The sequence below is a fragment of the Rhodoferax ferrireducens T118 genome (assembly GCF_000013605.1).
Lineage (GTDB): Bacteria > Pseudomonadota > Gammaproteobacteria > Burkholderiales > Burkholderiaceae_C > Rhodoferax > Rhodoferax ferrireducens.
In genome coordinates this window covers 2,951,589-2,965,958 of the sequence record NC_007908.1, presented here as the reverse complement: position 1 = coordinate 2,965,958, position 14,370 = coordinate 2,951,589, and the positions used below count along the sequence as shown (strand labels likewise).

15 protein-coding genes and 1 tRNA gene are annotated in these 14,370 nt (G+C 60.4%); 11 read left to right on the top strand and 5 right to left on the bottom strand.

Annotated elements, in window-relative coordinates; all coding sequences use genetic code 11:
- Positions 1-7 precede the first annotated feature (7 nt).
- Together plsY and RFER_RS13625 are read left to right on the top strand one after the other, a co-directional pair.
- A complete protein-coding gene (gene plsY, locus RFER_RS13630; protein WP_041790729.1) occupies positions 8-652 on the top strand; it encodes a glycerol-3-phosphate 1-O-acyltransferase PlsY in 645 nt (214 codons plus the stop codon).
- On the top strand, positions 649-1,350 hold the full coding sequence (locus RFER_RS13625; protein WP_011464976.1) for an amidotransferase: 702 nt from the start codon (positions 649-651) through the stop codon (positions 1,348-1,350). Before plsY ends, RFER_RS13625 begins: the two co-directional genes overlap by 4 nt.
- A 65-nt stretch (positions 1,351-1,415) precedes the next feature.
- Here RFER_RS13625 and RFER_RS13620 read toward each other — a convergent pair whose 3' ends face one another.
- Entirely contained in the window at positions 1,416-2,375 is a 960-nt protein-coding gene (locus RFER_RS13620; protein ID WP_011464975.1) for an HD-GYP domain-containing protein, read from the bottom strand.
- 21 nt (positions 2,376-2,396) lie between these two features.
- The gene (locus tag RFER_RS13615) at positions 2,397-2,882 is read right to left on the bottom strand and encodes a YajQ family cyclic di-GMP-binding protein (RefSeq protein WP_011464974.1); all 486 of its coding nucleotides are present in this window, start codon (positions 2,880-2,882) and stop codon (positions 2,397-2,399) included.
- Between the two features lie 127 nt (positions 2,883-3,009).
- Between RFER_RS13615 and murB the strand changes: the two genes are divergently transcribed.
- Positions 3,010-4,116 carry a UDP-N-acetylmuramate dehydrogenase gene (murB, locus tag RFER_RS13610; RefSeq protein WP_011464973.1) on the top strand — a complete coding sequence of 369 codons (1,107 nt, stop codon included), beginning with the start codon at positions 3,010-3,012 and terminating at the stop codon, positions 4,114-4,116.
- 53 nt (positions 4,117-4,169) lie between these two features.
- Positions 4,170-5,129 (top strand): complex I NDUFA9 subunit family protein, encoded by a 960-nt coding sequence (locus RFER_RS13605; protein ID WP_011464972.1) that lies wholly within the window; start codon positions 4,170-4,172, stop codon positions 5,127-5,129.
- A 20-nt stretch (positions 5,130-5,149) separates the two neighbouring features.
- Here RFER_RS13605 and argG read toward each other — a convergent pair whose 3' ends face one another.
- From argG to RFER_RS13590, 3 genes are all read right to left on the bottom strand, one after another.
- Positions 5,150-6,493 (bottom strand): argininosuccinate synthase, encoded by a 1,344-nt coding sequence (gene argG, locus RFER_RS13600; protein WP_011464971.1) that lies wholly within the window; start codon positions 6,491-6,493, stop codon positions 5,150-5,152.
- A gap of 66 nt (positions 6,494-6,559) precedes the next feature.
- Positions 6,560-6,877, bottom strand: a complete 318-nt coding sequence (locus RFER_RS13595) for a pyrimidine/purine nucleoside phosphorylase (protein WP_011464970.1) — start codon at positions 6,875-6,877, stop codon at positions 6,560-6,562.
- 65 nt (positions 6,878-6,942) lie between these two features.
- Positions 6,943-7,338 carry an ArsC family reductase gene (locus RFER_RS13590; protein WP_011464969.1) on the bottom strand — a complete coding sequence of 132 codons (396 nt, stop codon included), beginning with the start codon at positions 7,336-7,338 and terminating at the stop codon, positions 6,943-6,945.
- Positions 7,339-7,378: 40 nt separating this feature from the next.
- Between RFER_RS13590 and folC the strand changes: the two genes are divergently transcribed.
- The 7 genes from folC (at position 7,379) to RFER_RS13555 (ending at position 14,330) form a co-directional block, all read left to right on the top strand.
- Positions 7,379-8,704: a bifunctional tetrahydrofolate synthase/dihydrofolate synthase gene (gene folC / locus RFER_RS13585; RefSeq protein WP_011464968.1), complete on the top strand. Its 1,326-nt coding sequence runs from the start codon at positions 7,379-7,381 to the stop codon at positions 8,702-8,704.
- 20 nt (positions 8,705-8,724) lie between these two features.
- On the top strand, positions 8,725-9,498 hold the full coding sequence (locus RFER_RS13580; protein ID WP_011464967.1) for an SPOR domain-containing protein: 774 nt from the start codon (positions 8,725-8,727) through the stop codon (positions 9,496-9,498).
- 27 nt (positions 9,499-9,525) lie between these two features.
- Positions 9,526-10,014, top strand: a complete 489-nt coding sequence (locus RFER_RS13575) for a CvpA family protein (protein WP_011464966.1) — start codon at positions 9,526-9,528, stop codon at positions 10,012-10,014.
- Between the two features lie 66 nt (positions 10,015-10,080).
- On the top strand, positions 10,081-11,586 hold the full coding sequence (purF, locus tag RFER_RS13570; protein WP_011464965.1) for an amidophosphoribosyltransferase: 1,506 nt from the start codon (positions 10,081-10,083) through the stop codon (positions 11,584-11,586).
- Positions 11,583-12,806, top strand: a complete 1,224-nt coding sequence (locus tag RFER_RS13565) for an O-succinylhomoserine sulfhydrylase (protein WP_011464964.1) — start codon at positions 11,583-11,585, stop codon at positions 12,804-12,806. The genes purF and RFER_RS13565 overlap by 4 nt, the downstream gene beginning before the upstream one ends.
- A complete protein-coding gene (gltX, locus tag RFER_RS13560) occupies positions 12,803-14,191 on the top strand; it encodes a glutamate--tRNA ligase (RefSeq protein ID WP_011464963.1) in 1,389 nt (462 codons plus the stop codon). Before RFER_RS13565 ends, gltX begins: the two co-directional genes overlap by 4 nt.
- 63 nt (positions 14,192-14,254) lie before the next feature.
- A tRNA-Ala gene (locus RFER_RS13555) sits at positions 14,255-14,330 on the top strand.
- The last annotated feature ends 40 nt before the right edge of the window (positions 14,331-14,370 follow it).

Here is a 14,370-nt window from a genome sequence, read left to right as displayed (position 1 = left end):
GGAATCCATGCAATCTTTCTTTCCCCTGGCAGCAACGCTGCTGGGCTACCTGATCGGCTCGCTGTCGTTTGCCGTCATTGTCAGCCGCGTGATGGGGCTCAATGATCCGCGTACTTTTGGCAGCAAAAACCCGGGCGCGACCAATGTGCTTCGCTCGGGCTCCAAAACGGCAGCCATCGTCACCTTGTTGCTCGATGCGGCCAAGGGCTGGTTGCCGGTCATGCTGGTCAGGTGGTATGGCAAGCCCTACGGGATGGAAGAGGGCACCATGGCGCTGGTCGGGCTGGCTGCTTTTATCGGTCATCTGTACCCGGTGTTTTTCAACTTTGCCGGTGGCAAGGGCGTGGCCACGGCGCTCGGGGTGCTGCTGGGCCTGAGCCCGATTCTGGCGCTGGCCACCGGGGCCACCTGGCTCATCATGGCTTACTTCTTCCGCTACGTGTCGCTGGCCTCGCTCACGGCGGCGGTGTTTGTGCCGGTCTACTACGTCTTTGGCGATGGCATGGCCTGGTATCTGAGCAAGGGCGTCCTGGCGGCGCTGTGCGCCATGTCGCTGCTGCTCATTTATCGCCACGCCGAGAACATCAGTCGTCTGATCAAGGGGACCGAGTCGCGCCTGGGTAAAAAAGCCAGGACCGAACGTAAATCATGAAGCTGTGTGTTCTGGAAAACGATGTGCTCGACCCCGAGCTGGCGGCCCGTTTCAGTGGCTTTGGTGACATGTTCCGGCGCTTGTTTGCGGCCGCCGGCGCCGACTGGTCGGTTGAGATTTTCAACACGGTGCAGGGGCAGTACCCGGCCTCCTACGACGACTTCGACGCGGTGCTGCTCACTGGCAGCCGGGCTGATTCATTCTCGCAAGAGCCCTGGGTGCTGGCGCTGCGCCAGCAGGTTGAACAACTGTTGCAAGCCAAAAAGAAACTGCTCGGCGTTTGTTTTGGTCACCAACTGATTGCCCTGTGCCTGGGCGCCGAGGTGGGGCGTGCGCCGCAGGGTTGGGGCGCCGGGCGCATGCGCTACCAGTGGCACACGCCGCAGTGGGCGCAGGGCCGCACCGACATTGCGCTGTTGGCCAGCCACCAGGACCAGGTCGTTGCGCTGCCTGCGGGCGCCACGCTGCTGGCCAGTAGCGAGTTTTGCCCGGTGGCCGCCTTTACCGTGGATCAGCAGGTGCTGTGTGTGCAACCGCATCCCGAGTTTGTGGAAGATTTGAGCGCCTACCTGCTGAACAAGCGGCGCGCTCTGCTGGGGGAAGCGCAATACAGCGCCGCCACTGATAGCCTGGCCCTGGGCCATGACGGCTTGCACATGGCCCGCATGATGGTCGCGTTTGTCGAAGGAAATTTGTAACAAATAGGGCTCTAGCCCCCGTAGAATAATGGTGTATAGCTATCAAAAAGATAGTAATAGTACGGCTACGGATGTTGCGCGGCATAGGCGCCGAGTTGCAGGATCAAATGGTGGTTCAAGCGGTCGTGCACGCTTGACGTGGGCACGGCGGCCCGGATGCCAGGGCTGCCGTTGGCGCTGCGGTGCAGGCGCGGCGGGTTCAGCCGCATGCCGGCCGGGTTGGTCACGATTGCCAAAATAGGCAGGTTCGGGGTGTCGCTGCGGCGTACCACCACGGCCACCTCCTGGCTGTCCAGGCGCACATAGGTGCCGGGTGGACACACACCCACCAGACGTACCAGCACATGACCCACTTCATCGTTCTGGGCTATGGATTGGGTGATGATGGCGCGCGCCGAATCGGTGGTACTGCGGCCTTCACGCGATTTACGGGGGCTGATCATGGCGGCGTAGCGGTCCACCATGCGCAGGATGCGGGCCAGTCGGCGCTCGGGCGGCAGGGCGCGCAGCTCGCCCTGGTCCGTGCTGTCGTCATGGTGCAGGGCCAGGGTGTCGAGCCACAGCGCGTCAAGCACGCCCAGGTCGGCCAGCATGGCGGCGCCCTGGGTGGCGTGTGTGCGAATGGTTTCCTGTTGAGCCGGGGTGGGCCGCTCCAACTGGCTGGCCAACTGGTCCTGCAGCGCCGTCATTGCCATGTTCATGGTCAGGGCTGCATGCACCAGGCTGTCGCGCTCGCCCTGCGGGAGCTTGAGCTCCACGGCGATCAGGTGGCACAACACCGCGCTGACCAGCGCGTGCGAGGCGCTGTAACCCACCGGTGAGTTGGTCGCCAACTGGAACAGCAGATACAAACCGACGTCGGTGTCGCGCGCCAGCAGGCCCTGCATCCAGCGGTCGTACTGCCAGACGCGTTTTTCAAACTCCTGAATGCTGGCCGGGCGGCCCAGAATAATGCCCAGGCCCGCCTCCAGATCGGACCAGAGGCCAAGCAGGTCTTCGTATTCGTTTTCGGTCTGGACGGTCACGCGCGGGGTCCTCAATTTCCATCAGTCGCGAAAATTATCGAAGCTCAGGGGCACTTCGGTGATGTCTTTTTTGATCAAGGCCATGGCCGCTTGCAGGTCATCGCGTTTGGCGCCGGTGACGCGCAATTTGCTTTCCTGAATGGCGGCCTGCACCTTGATTTTGCTGTCCTTGATCAGGCGCTGGATTTTCTTGGCCAGCTCGGTCTCGATGCCGTTGCGCACCTTGATGACCTGCTTGACCTTGTCACCGCCGATTTTTTGCACCTCGCCCTTGTCCAGGAAACGCACATCGACGCTGCGTTTGGTGAGCTTGTTGCGCAGAATATCTTCGATCTGGCTGAGTTGAAAATCAGCGTCGCCCGTCAGGGTGATTTCCTTGTCCTTGAGTTCAATGGCCGCGGGCGTGCCCTTGAAGTCGAAGCGGGTGGTGATTTCCTTGGTGGTGTTTTCCACCGCGTGTTTGACGTCCACCATGCTGGCTTCGCAAACTGTGTCAAAAGAGGGCATTTGGTCTACTCAATAAAAATTTGCCCGCCCTGAGCCTGTGCAAGAGCGGCGCGTTGGGTTCCAGAAAGAGCTTCAACAGGCTCAGCCCGAACGGGAGTGCGGACACTCCCAATGCGACAATCCCGCCATGTTAGTCGAGAAAAATGTTCCCCTGCAGGCTTTCAATAGCTTTCACATCGTGGCCAAGGCGCATGCGCTGGTGCGCATTGCCAGCGAGGCGGACTTGCACGCGCTGCTGGCTGACCCCGAGCTGCGTGCCAGTCCCAAATTTGTATTGGGCGGCGGCAGCAATATTGTGCTCACCGGCGATGTCAAAGCACTGGTGCTCAAGGTTGAACTCATGGGTCGACGGCTGCTGATGGAGACCGACAAGGCCTTCATCGTCCAGGCCGGTGCGGGCGAGAGCTGGCACGAACTGGTGGCCTGGACGCTGGCACAAGGTTACCCGGGGCTGGAAAACCTGGCTTTGATTCCCGGCACCGTCGGCGCGGCGCCGGTGCAGAACATCGGCGCTTATGGCGTGGAGTTGCAGGATCGCTTTGATTCGCTCGATGCCATCGACCTGCAGACCGGGCAGGTCTTCACGCTCCATGCGGCGCAGTGCGCGTTTGGCTACCGCGACTCGGTATTCAAGCATGGGGCCGGGGCGGCGGCGGTGCCGGACGGCGCGGTGAGCGCGGGTGCTGTGGCCGGTGGGCATCAGGTGCTGGGCCTGAAGGACCGCGCGCTGATACTGCGGGTGCGCTTTGCCTTGCCCAAAAGCTGGAAGCCGGTGCTGGGTTATGCCGACCTGGACAAGAAAATGGCGGAGCATCAATGCGCCCATCCGACCGCGCAGCAAATCTTTGATTGGGTGTGTGAGATCCGCCGTGCCAAATTGCCGGACCCGCAAGTCATCGGCAACGTCGGCAGCTTCTTCAAGAACCCAACGGTGACGCCTGAACAGTGCGTGGACATCATCGCGCGCGACCCCAAGGTGGTGCATTACCACCTGGCCGACGGCGGCGTCAAGCTGGCGGCGGGCTGGCTGATTGACTCCTGCGGCTGGCGCGGCAAATCGGTCGGCCAGGCCGGTGTCTATGAAAAGCAGGCGCTGGTGCTCGTGAACCGCGGCGGCGTCGACAGTCCCTTTGGTGCCACCGGCGGTGAAGTCATGACGCTGGCGCGCGCCATCCAGACCAGCGTCTATGAGCGTTTTGGCATCCGGCTGGAGCCGGAGCCGGTGGTGGTTTAAGCCTGTTAACCATTCATCAGCGTACGATTCGCGTTCAGCGTTGGATTTATCGTATGAAAAAAGTACTCGTTCTCGGTGGCACCGGCTTTGTCGGCACCCAGGTCTGTCAAAAACTGCTCAGCCAGGGCTGGCACGTCACGGTGCCGACCCGCCAACGCGCCCATGCGCAGCATCTTCAGCCTCTGTCCGGGTTGACCTTGCTGGAATTCGATGTGCACGACGAGGCGGCGCTGACCCAAGCGGTGGCGGGCCATGACGCGGTGGTTAATCTGGTGGCGATCCTGCATGGCGATCAAGCGGCATTTGATAGAGTTCACGTCGCCTTGCCGAAAAAGCTGGCCCGGGCTTGCCGGGCAGCCGGTGTCAAGCGCGTTGTGCATATCAGCGCCTTGGGAGCGGACGCGCAACACCCCCAATCAGCGCCGTCCATGTACCTGCGCAGCAAGGGGCAGGGCGAGGCGGTGTGGCTGCAGGCGGCCGGTGTCGGCCCGCAGGCCGCGTTTGACTTGACAATTTTTCGACCCAGTGTGATGTTTGGCGCCCGGGACAAGTTTCTCAATGTTTTTGCCAGGCTGCAAAAAGTGTTGCCCTTCATGCCGCTGGCGTGTGCTGGAGCGCGCTTTCAGCCGGTGTGGGTGGACGACGTGGCCAGCGCCGTGGTCAAAAGTCTGATGCCAGGAGACGCGGGGGTGATGGCACCTGCCGCCAGCCCCAGAACCATTGAAGCCTGCGGCCCGGAGGTCTTCACCTTGAAGCAACTGGTGCAATTGGCAGCACAACTGAGCGGCGTCTGCGGCGGACGCGGTCGGCCCGTGATTGCGCTGCCGCGCTGGCTCGGTCATGTACAGGCCGCGCTGATGGCGCTCGCGCCCGGCGAGCCCGTCATGAGTCGTGACAATCTGGATTCGATGCAAGTCGACAATGTCGCCAGTGGCACCCTGCCAGGCCTGCAGTCTTTGGGCATCACACCTTCAGCACTGCGACCGATTGCGCAAGACTACTTGAATAAATAGGTGGGGCGAACCCCGATCAACTATTTGTTGGCGTCGTTGGCCAGGCTGAGGAAATCACCGTCAACGCCCAGCGAGAGCAAGCCACTCTTGGCGTAGATCGCCAGTTTGGCGCGGGTGTCCACAATGTCCAGATTGCGCATGGTCAGTTGACCAATGCGGTCCAGCGGCGAGAAAGGCGCGTCTTCCACTTTTTCCATGCTCAGACGCTCGGGGGCGTAGGTCAGGTTGGGCGACTCGGTGTTGAGCAGCGAGTAGTCGTTACCGCGACGCAGTTCCAGCGTCACCTCGCCGGTGATGGCGCGCGCCACCCAGCGCTGCGCGGTCTCGCGCAGCATGATGGCTTGCGAGTCAAACCAGCGGCCCTGGTACAGCAGGCGGCCCAGTTTGCGGCCGTTGTCGCGGTACTGTTCAATGGTGTCTTCGTTGTGGATGCCCGTCACCAGGCGCTCATAGGCGATGAACAGCAGCGCCAGGCCAGGGGCTTCATAGATACCGCGGCTCTTGGCTTCGATGATGCGGTTTTCAATCTGGTCGCTCATGCCCAGGCCGTGGCGGCCGCCGATGCGGTTGGCCTCCAACATCAGAGTCACCAGGTCAGGGTATTGCACGCCGTTCAGGGCGACTGGCCGGCCTTCTTCAAAGCGTACCGACACTTCTTCCGCCTTGACCACGCAGTCGTCTTTCCAGAATGGCACGCCCATGATCGGGTTGACGATGCGGATGCCGCAGCTCAATTGTTCCAGGTCTTTGGCCTCGTGCGTGGCGCCCAGCATGTTGGAGTCGGTCGAGTAGGCCTTTTCCGCACTCATTTTGTAGCCAAAACCGTGCTCGGTCATGAAGGCCGACATTTCCGCGCGGCCACCCAGCTCGTCAATGAAGGCCTGATCGAGCCAGGGTTTGTAGATTTTCAGTGCCGGGTTGGTCAGCAGGCCATAGCGGTAAAAACGTTCGATGTCATTGCCCTTGAAGGTGCTGCCGTCACCCCAGATGTTGACGTCGTCCTGTTTCATGGCGGCCACCAGCATGGTGCCGGTCACGGCGCGGCCCAGCGGCGTGGTGTTGAAGTAGGTCACACCGGCGGTGGAGATGTGAAAGGCGCCACTTTGGAGGGCGGCAATACCTTCAGCCGCGAGCTGTTGGCGGCAGTCGATCAGGCGGGCCTTTTCCGCGCCATATTCCATGGCTTTGCGCGGGATGTCGTCGTAGTTGGTCTCGTCGGGCTGTCCCAGGTTGGCGGTGTAGGCATAGGGCAGGGCGCCCTTGAGCTTCATCCAGTGCAAGGCGGCGCTGGTGTCCAGGCCACCCGAGAAGGCGATGCCCACTTTTTGGCCAACGGGAATGTTTTGAAGAATGGTGTTTGACATGTTGTGGCCTCCGGCCCCCGTGAAATATGCGTGAGCAGCTATAAAAATAAGAGTAAAAGAATCAACTCAACCGAAGTGGCAGATGTAGTGATACGGCTCGGTGACACGAATATCGAATGGGGTGTTGCCTGGGATGCTGAATTTGTCACCCGGCTTGGACTTGAGCCACACCTCGCTGCCCGGCAATTTGTAGTCACAGCTACCGGCGACACATTCCATGACCTCTGGGGCGCCGGTGTTGAAGGTCAGGGTGGCAGGCAGGATCACGCCCACGGATTTTTTTGTGCCATCGGCCAGCGTGACGCCGTGGCTGATGCATTTGCCATCGAAATAAACACTGGCCTGGGTGCTGACGGACACCTGGTCGATGTGGGTAGTGGTCATGGTGTGGGGCTGGTGAAGTTAATTGGGTGCTGATGACGGGGTTCATCAGTCGCTAGTCGGCGATTTTAGGGCAGGTGTGCAGAGAAGCTGGCGGCATCAAAGCCGACCGTTACCCGGCCATCGCGCCACACCACGACCGGCCGTTTGATTACGCTGGGGTGAGCCAGCATCAAGGCGCTGGCGCTGACTGCGCCCACCACCGCGGCGCGGCTGTCCTCGTCGAGCTTGCGCCAGGTCGTGCCCTTGCGGTTCAGCAGCGGCTCCCAGCCAATAGCGGCGATCCAACGCGGCAACTGATCTACCGGGACGCCCAGTTTCTTGAAATCATGAAATTCATGACTGACGCCTTGCCCGGTCAGCCAGGCGCGAGCTTTCTTGACCGTGTCGCAGTTGGGAATGCCGAAAACGGTCACGGGTGCGTTGGATGAGGAAGGCGTGGCAAGGGTGTTCATGCCCCGCATCATGCCACCGGTCTGAAGGTGGGCGACAATCGCCAGTCGTATGAAAACCCCAATCGAAACTCAAAAAACATTGTCCGACTGGCTCGCGCATTGCGAGCAACTGCATCCGGTCACGATCGACCTCGGTCTGGAGCGGGTGCGCCTGGTGGCCGAACGCATGCAAATCCGGTTTGACTGCCCGGTGATTACCGTGGCGGGCACCAACGGCAAAGGTTCGACCTGCGTCATGCTGGAATCCATTTTGCTGCAGGCCGGCTACCGCACCGGGGTCTACACCTCGCCGCATCTGGTGCGTTTTGAAGAGCGCTTGCGGCTACTGGGCGAGCCGGTAGATGCTGCGCAATTAATAGCTGCCTTCGAAAGCGTGGAAAGGGCCAGATGTCAAGATGATGTTGAGGTCTCGCTGACCTATTTTGAGTTTTCCACGCTCGCCATCCTGGACGTGATGAGCCGCAGTGGCCTGGACGTGGTGATCCTGGAGGTGGGTCTGGGCGGGCGGCTCGATGCGGTCAACATCATTGAGCCCGATTGCGCCATCATCACCAGCATCGACCTCGATCACATGGCGCTGCTGGGGCCGGACCGTGAGTCCATTGGCTACGAAAAGGCGGGCATCATGCGCACCGGCCGCCCGGTGGTGGTGAGTGATCCCGTGCCGCCGCAGAGCGTGCTGGATCGGGCGCTCGAAGTCGGTGCCGACCTGTGGCAAGTGGGACGCGACTTCAATGTGTCGGGCGACCGGCAGCAGTGGGCCTGGGCCGGGCGCGGCAGGCGTTACAGCGGCATGGCCTACCCGGCGCTGCTGGGGGCCAACCAACTGGTCAATGCCGCTGGCGTGCTGGCGGCATTGATGGCCCTGCGCGAGCGCCTGCCGGTGACGGCGCAGGCGGTGCGCAATGGCTTTGCCTTTGTCGAGTTGCCGGGGCGCTTTCAGATCGTGCCGGGCCAGCCGGCATTGGTGCTGGACGTGGCGCACAACCCGCATGCCGTGGCGGCGCTGACGGCCAACCTGGACGCGATGGGCTACTTCCCGACCACGCACGCCATTTTTGGCGCGATGGCGGATAAAGACGTGGCGCTGATGCTGGCCCGAATCAATCCCTTGGTTGACAAGTGGTATTTCACCGATTTGCCGACCCCCCGGGCCGAATCCGCCAATGCCTTGTTGCTGCAGTGGCAGGCGCAAAACACGCGCAAAGACGCCAGCGCTGCCGTTTACGCCGACCCGCAGCAAGCCCTGCAGGCCGCCATCAGCGCGGCTGACCCCACTGATAGAATTATTGTCTTTGGGTCGTTTTACACCGTGGGCGGTATTTTGAAGGACGGCGTGCCCCGTCTTGACGCCCAACACCTGCCCAGCCGTTGAACATCTGAACCCTCCACACCATGGCCTTTTTCAAGTTACGCAAGGGCGGCGATGACAAGTCTGCCGCGCCAGCGCCGTCAGAGAGCGTTGAGGTGATGCGCAAGCGCGCCAAGTACCGTCTGTTGGGTGCCGCCGTGTTGGTGTTGCTGGGCGTGATTGGTTTCCCGCTTCTGTTTGACAAGCAGCCGCGCCCAATTTCGGTCGACACGCCGATAGAAATACCCGACAAAAACAAGGTCCTGCCCTTGAGTATTCCCGCGCCTGCGGTGTCCCTCTCCGCTGAGACTGCCGTCGTGCCGCCTGCAGCCGCTGTCGCTGCCTCCGCACGAAGTAGTGAGCAAAAAGTGGCAGCAGCCCCCGTGGAATATGAATCAGAAGCTCCTAAAATAGCAGCAAAAGAAGAGCAGAAGCCGGCCAGCCCGGTGCCCGACCCGGCAGCGATCAAGGCGAATGACAAGCCGCTTGCCAAAGCGCTGGTGAAGGCGGATGACGCGGCCAAGGCTCAGTCGCTGCTCGACGGCAAAAGTTCCAACAGCCCTGCTGGCACCAAGCCCGCCGCCAACGATGCCCGCTTTGTGGTGCAGGTGGGTGCCTTTGCCGACGCAACACGGGCGCGTGAAGTGCGATTGAAACTGGAACACGCCGGTCTCAAGACCTACACCCATGTGGCAAAGACCAAAGACGGGGACAGAATTCGCGTTCGGGTCGGCCCCTTTGGCACCAAGGGTGATGCGGCCAAGGCGGTAGAAAAGATCAAAAAGCTTGATTTGCCCGCCGCCATACTGACCTTGTAACCGTACCGCACGGCTGTATCGAGACCCATGCTTGCGCTGGACTGGTTTTTTTTGGGGGTGTTGCTGGCATCGCTGCTCTTGGGCGCTTGGCGTGGCTTGATTTACGAGGTGTTTTCATTGCTGAGCTGGGTGGCCGCCTTCATGGTGGCGCAGTGGTTGGCGCCGGATCTCGCGCCCAGGCTGCCCATGTCCGGCTCGGGCGAGGCGGTGCGTTACGCCGTGGCTTTTATCGTGGTGTTTGTGCTGTCGGTGCTGGTGGGCAGTCTGTTGGCCAGCCTGGTGCAGAAACTTTTTGCCGCCGTCGGCCTGCGGCCTGCGGATCGGGCGCTGGGTGCTGTGTTTGGCCTGGTGCGCGGTGTGCTGTTGTTGTTGTTGGCCACGGTGGTGATAACCATGACACCTTTAAAATCCGACCCCCGGTGGCAGAAATCGGTGGGTGCCGACCTGGCCCTGGTGACGCTCAAAGGCTTGAAGCCCGTGTTGCCGCAAGAATTTGCAAAGTATTTACCGGCATGATGCATCGGCCAAGAAGGTGTGATGCCGCTGCTGTGAGCCTTGTCCTGAACTGATCGGAAAACTACCATGTGTGGAATCGTTGGTGTTGTCAGCAACGCCCCTGTCAATCAACTTATTTATGATGCCCTGCTGCTGTTACAGCACCGCGGGCAAGATGCCGCTGGCATCGTGACGCAGCAGGAGCGCAAGTTCTTCATGCACAAGGCCAAAGGCATGGTGCGTGATGTGTTTCGCACCCGCAACATGCGCTCACTGCCGGGCAATTGCGGACTCGGTCAGGTGCGCTATCCGACCGCGGGCAATGCGTTCAGCGAAGAAGAGGCGCAGCCGTTCTACGTCAATGCGCCGTTTGGCATTGTGCTGGTGCACAACGGCAACCTGACCAATGCGCACGCCCTCAAAGCCGAGCTGTTCAGCAATGACCACCGCCACATCAACACCGACAGCGACTCCGAGGTGCTGCTCAACGTGCTGGCCCATGAGCTGGGAGAAACCACGCGCGGCTTGCCGCTGCTCCCGCGTGATGTGTTTGCCGCCGTGCGCAAAGTGCATCAGCGCATCAAGGGCTCGTACGCCGTGATCGCCATGATCGCCGGCCATGGCGTGCTGGCTTTTCGTGACCCGTTTGGCATTCGCCCGCTTTGCATCGGGCATGGCGAGGGCACCGTGTTGCTGGCCAGCGAGTCAGTGGCGCTGGAAGGCACATCACACAAATTTGAGCGTGACATTGCCCCCGGCGAGGCGGTGTTTATTGACTTGCAGGGCAAGGTGCATGCACAGCAGTGTGCCGAGCATCCGGTGCTCAGCCCCTGCATTTTTGAATATGTTTATCTGGCGCGGCCGGATTCGGTGATGGATGGCATTTCGGTCTACCAGGCGCGCTTGAACCTGGGTGAAACGCTGGCCAAGCGGGTGATCTCTACCGTGCCGCCGAACGAAATTGATGTCGTGATCCCGATCCCGGAATCGAGCCGCCCGAGTGCGGCGCAGCTGGCGCAGTTGCTGGGCTTGCCGTACCGCGAAGGTTTTGTGAAAAACCGCTATGTCGGGCGCACCTTCATCATGCCGGGGCAGTCGGTTCGCAAAAAATCGGTGCGCCAAAAGCTCAATGTGATCGCCAGCGAATTCAAGGGCCGCAATGTGCTGCTGGTGGACGACTCGATCGTGCGCGGCACCACCAGCCGTGAAATCGTGCAGATGGCGCGCGAAGCTGGCGCGCGCAAGGTTTACATGGCCAGTGCCGCGCCGCCGGTGCGCTACCCCAACGTGTACGGTATCGACATGCCCACGTCAGAGGAGTTGGTGGCGCATAACCGCACGGTGGAACAAATCCGTGCAATCATTGGCTGTGACGCGTTGATTTACCAGGACGTCGATGGCATGAAGAAGGCCATTGGTTCCCTCAACCCCAGCATCAAGGACTTCGACGCCTCCTGCTTTGACGGCGTCTATGTCACTGGGGACATCACCCTGGAAGACATTGCCCGGCTGAACGCCAGCCGGGTCGGCGGCGAGGAAGCGGGCGAGGACAATTCCCGCCTGGCGTTGCCCAATCACGAGGATCAAGCATGACGGATAAAAAATTGCCTGCACAGTTGCACCGCGACACGTTGGCGGTGCGTGCAGGCGTTGAGCGAAGCCAATATGGCGAAAACTCCGAAGCCCTGTACCTGACCAGCAGTTTTGTGCAGCCCGATGCTGAGACCGCCCGCAAGCGTTTCGCCATGGAGGAAGATGGTTACACCTACACCCGGGTCAGCAACCCCACCGTCTCGGGCATGGAGCAGCGCCTGGCCGCGCTGGAAGGAACCGAGGCCGCGATTGCCACCAGCAGTGGCATGGCGGCCGTGTTGCTGCTGGGCATGGGACTGTTACGTGCGGGAGACCATGTGGTGTGTTCGCAGTCGGTTTTTGGCTCTACCCTGCGATTGTTTGCTACTGAGTTTGCCAAATTTGGTGTCACGACGACTTTTGTGTCGCAGACCGACGTGGCGCAATGGCAAGCAGCGTTGCAGCCCAATACCCGTTTGCTGTTTGCCGAAACACCGACCAACCCGTTGACCGACATTTGCGACATCTCCGCGCTGGCCCGTGTGGCGCACGCGGGCGGTGCGCTACTGGCGGTGGACAATTGTTTTTGTACCCCGGCATTGCAAAGACCGATCGAGTATGGGGCCGACTTTGTCATTCATTCCGGCACCAAGTATCTGGACGGCCAGGGCAGGGTGGTGGCGGGCGCCATTTGTTGCTCGCAAAAATATGTCAATGATGTGTTTTGGCCGATTAATCGAACCGTGGGCATGGTGCTCTCGCCCTTCAATGCGTGGGTGGTGACCAAGGGGATGGAGACACTGTCGCTACGGATGAAGGCGCAGTGCGACAGCGCGCTGGATTTGGCCAACTGGCTGCAAGACCAGCCGCAAGTTGCGCGGGTCTATTACCCCGGCCTGGCCTCGCATCCGCAGCATGCCTTGGCCATGCGCCAGCAAAGCGGGCTGGGTGGCGCTGTGGTGTCGTTTGATGTGCGAGCACCAGACGCAACGCAGGCGCGCAGCAATGCTTTTCATGTGATCGACAGCACCCAGGTGTGCTCGATCACCACCAACCTGGGCGACACCAAAACCACCATTGCCCACCCCGCCACCACCTCGCACGGTCGTCTCACCGAAGACCAACGCCAGGCCGCTGGCATCGGTCAGGGCTTGATTCGCATGGCAGTGGGCCTGGACCACATTGACGATCTCAAGGCCGACCTGCTGCGCGGCCTGCAGACCTTAAGTGCACTGAAATGACTCAAAAAACCCGTACCCGTTTTGCGCCGTCTCCCACCGGCTTCATCCACCTCGGCAATATTCGCTCGGCCTTGTATCCGTGGGCATTTGCACGCTCAACCGGCGGCGATTTCATCTTGCGCATTGAAGACACCGATCTGGACCGTTCCACCCAGGCCGCTGTCGATGTGATCATTGAGAGCATGTCCTGGCTTGGGCTCGACTACGACGAAGGTCCGTTCTATCAGATGCAGCGCATGGACCGCTACAAGACCGTGTTGGCCGAGCTGCAGGCGGCCGGCCATGTTTATCCCTGCTACATGAGTGTGGCCGAGCTCGATGCCTTGCGTGATGCCCAGATGGCTGCCAAAGAAAAGCCGCGTTACGACGGCACCTGGCGCCCCGCGCCTGGCAAGACCCTGCCACCCATTCCAGAGGGCGTGAAGCCGGTGTTGCGCTTCAAAAATCCGCTGGGTGGCTCGGTGGTGTGGGACGACAAGGTGAAGGGACGCATCGAGATCAGCAATGATGAACTCGATGATCTGGTGATTGCCCGTCCGGACGGCACGCCCACCTACAACTTCTGCGTGGTGGTGGATGACCTTGACATGGCCATCACGCACGTGATTCGTGGCGATGACCATGTCAATAACACGCCGCGGCAGATTAATATCTTCAAGGCCCTGGGTCAAGAGCCGCCGGTTTATGCCCATTTACCCACCGTGCTCAATGAGCAGGGCGAAAAGATGAGCAAGCGCAACGGTGCCAAACCGGTCACTCAGTACCGTGACGAAGGCTATCTGCCTGATGCCATGGTCAATTACCTGGCGCGCCTGGGCTGGAGCCATGGGGACGACGAAATTTTTAGCCGGGCGCAATTTCTGCAGTGGTTCAACCTGGATCATCTGGGTCGCAGTGCAGCTCAGTTTGACGAGGCCAAGCTGCGTTGGGTCAATGCGCAACACCTCAAGATCATGAGTGATGACGCACTGGCACCTTTGGTGCAAGCGCAGCTGCAAAAACGCGGCATTCAGGCCGATGAGCGCTTGCCCCGCATTTGTGCGTTGTTCAAAGACCGGTGTGACACCACCGTGGTATTGGCGGATTGGGCGGCAGCTTTTTATGCAGATATCACGCTCAACCCGGCTGAGGTGAGCCAGCACGTGACGGATGCGATCAAACCGGCATTGAATTTGCTGAGTGAAAAACTGGCGAGCTGTAGCTGGGACAAGCTGTCAATTGCGGCCGCCATCAAGGAAGTACTGGTCGCTTGTGCCATTAAAATGCCACTGCTCGCCATGCCGGTGCGGGTGTTGGTGATGGGCAGTGCCCATACGCCCTCGCTGGATGCCGTGCTGGAACTGTGTGAAAGAGAAAAAGTGCTGACTCGTCTGCGTTCAGAGTGAATATTCAGGCTATAATTTAAGGCTTGGAAATTAAGAATACTTGAAAAAGTAATCTGTGGTTTAGGGGGTATAGCTCAGCTGGGAGAGCGCTTGCATGGCATGCAAGAGGTCAGCAGTTCGATCCTGCTTACCTCCACCAAAATTTCTGAGGTGAGGCTGAAAAGTCTTGCAAGTTGAGA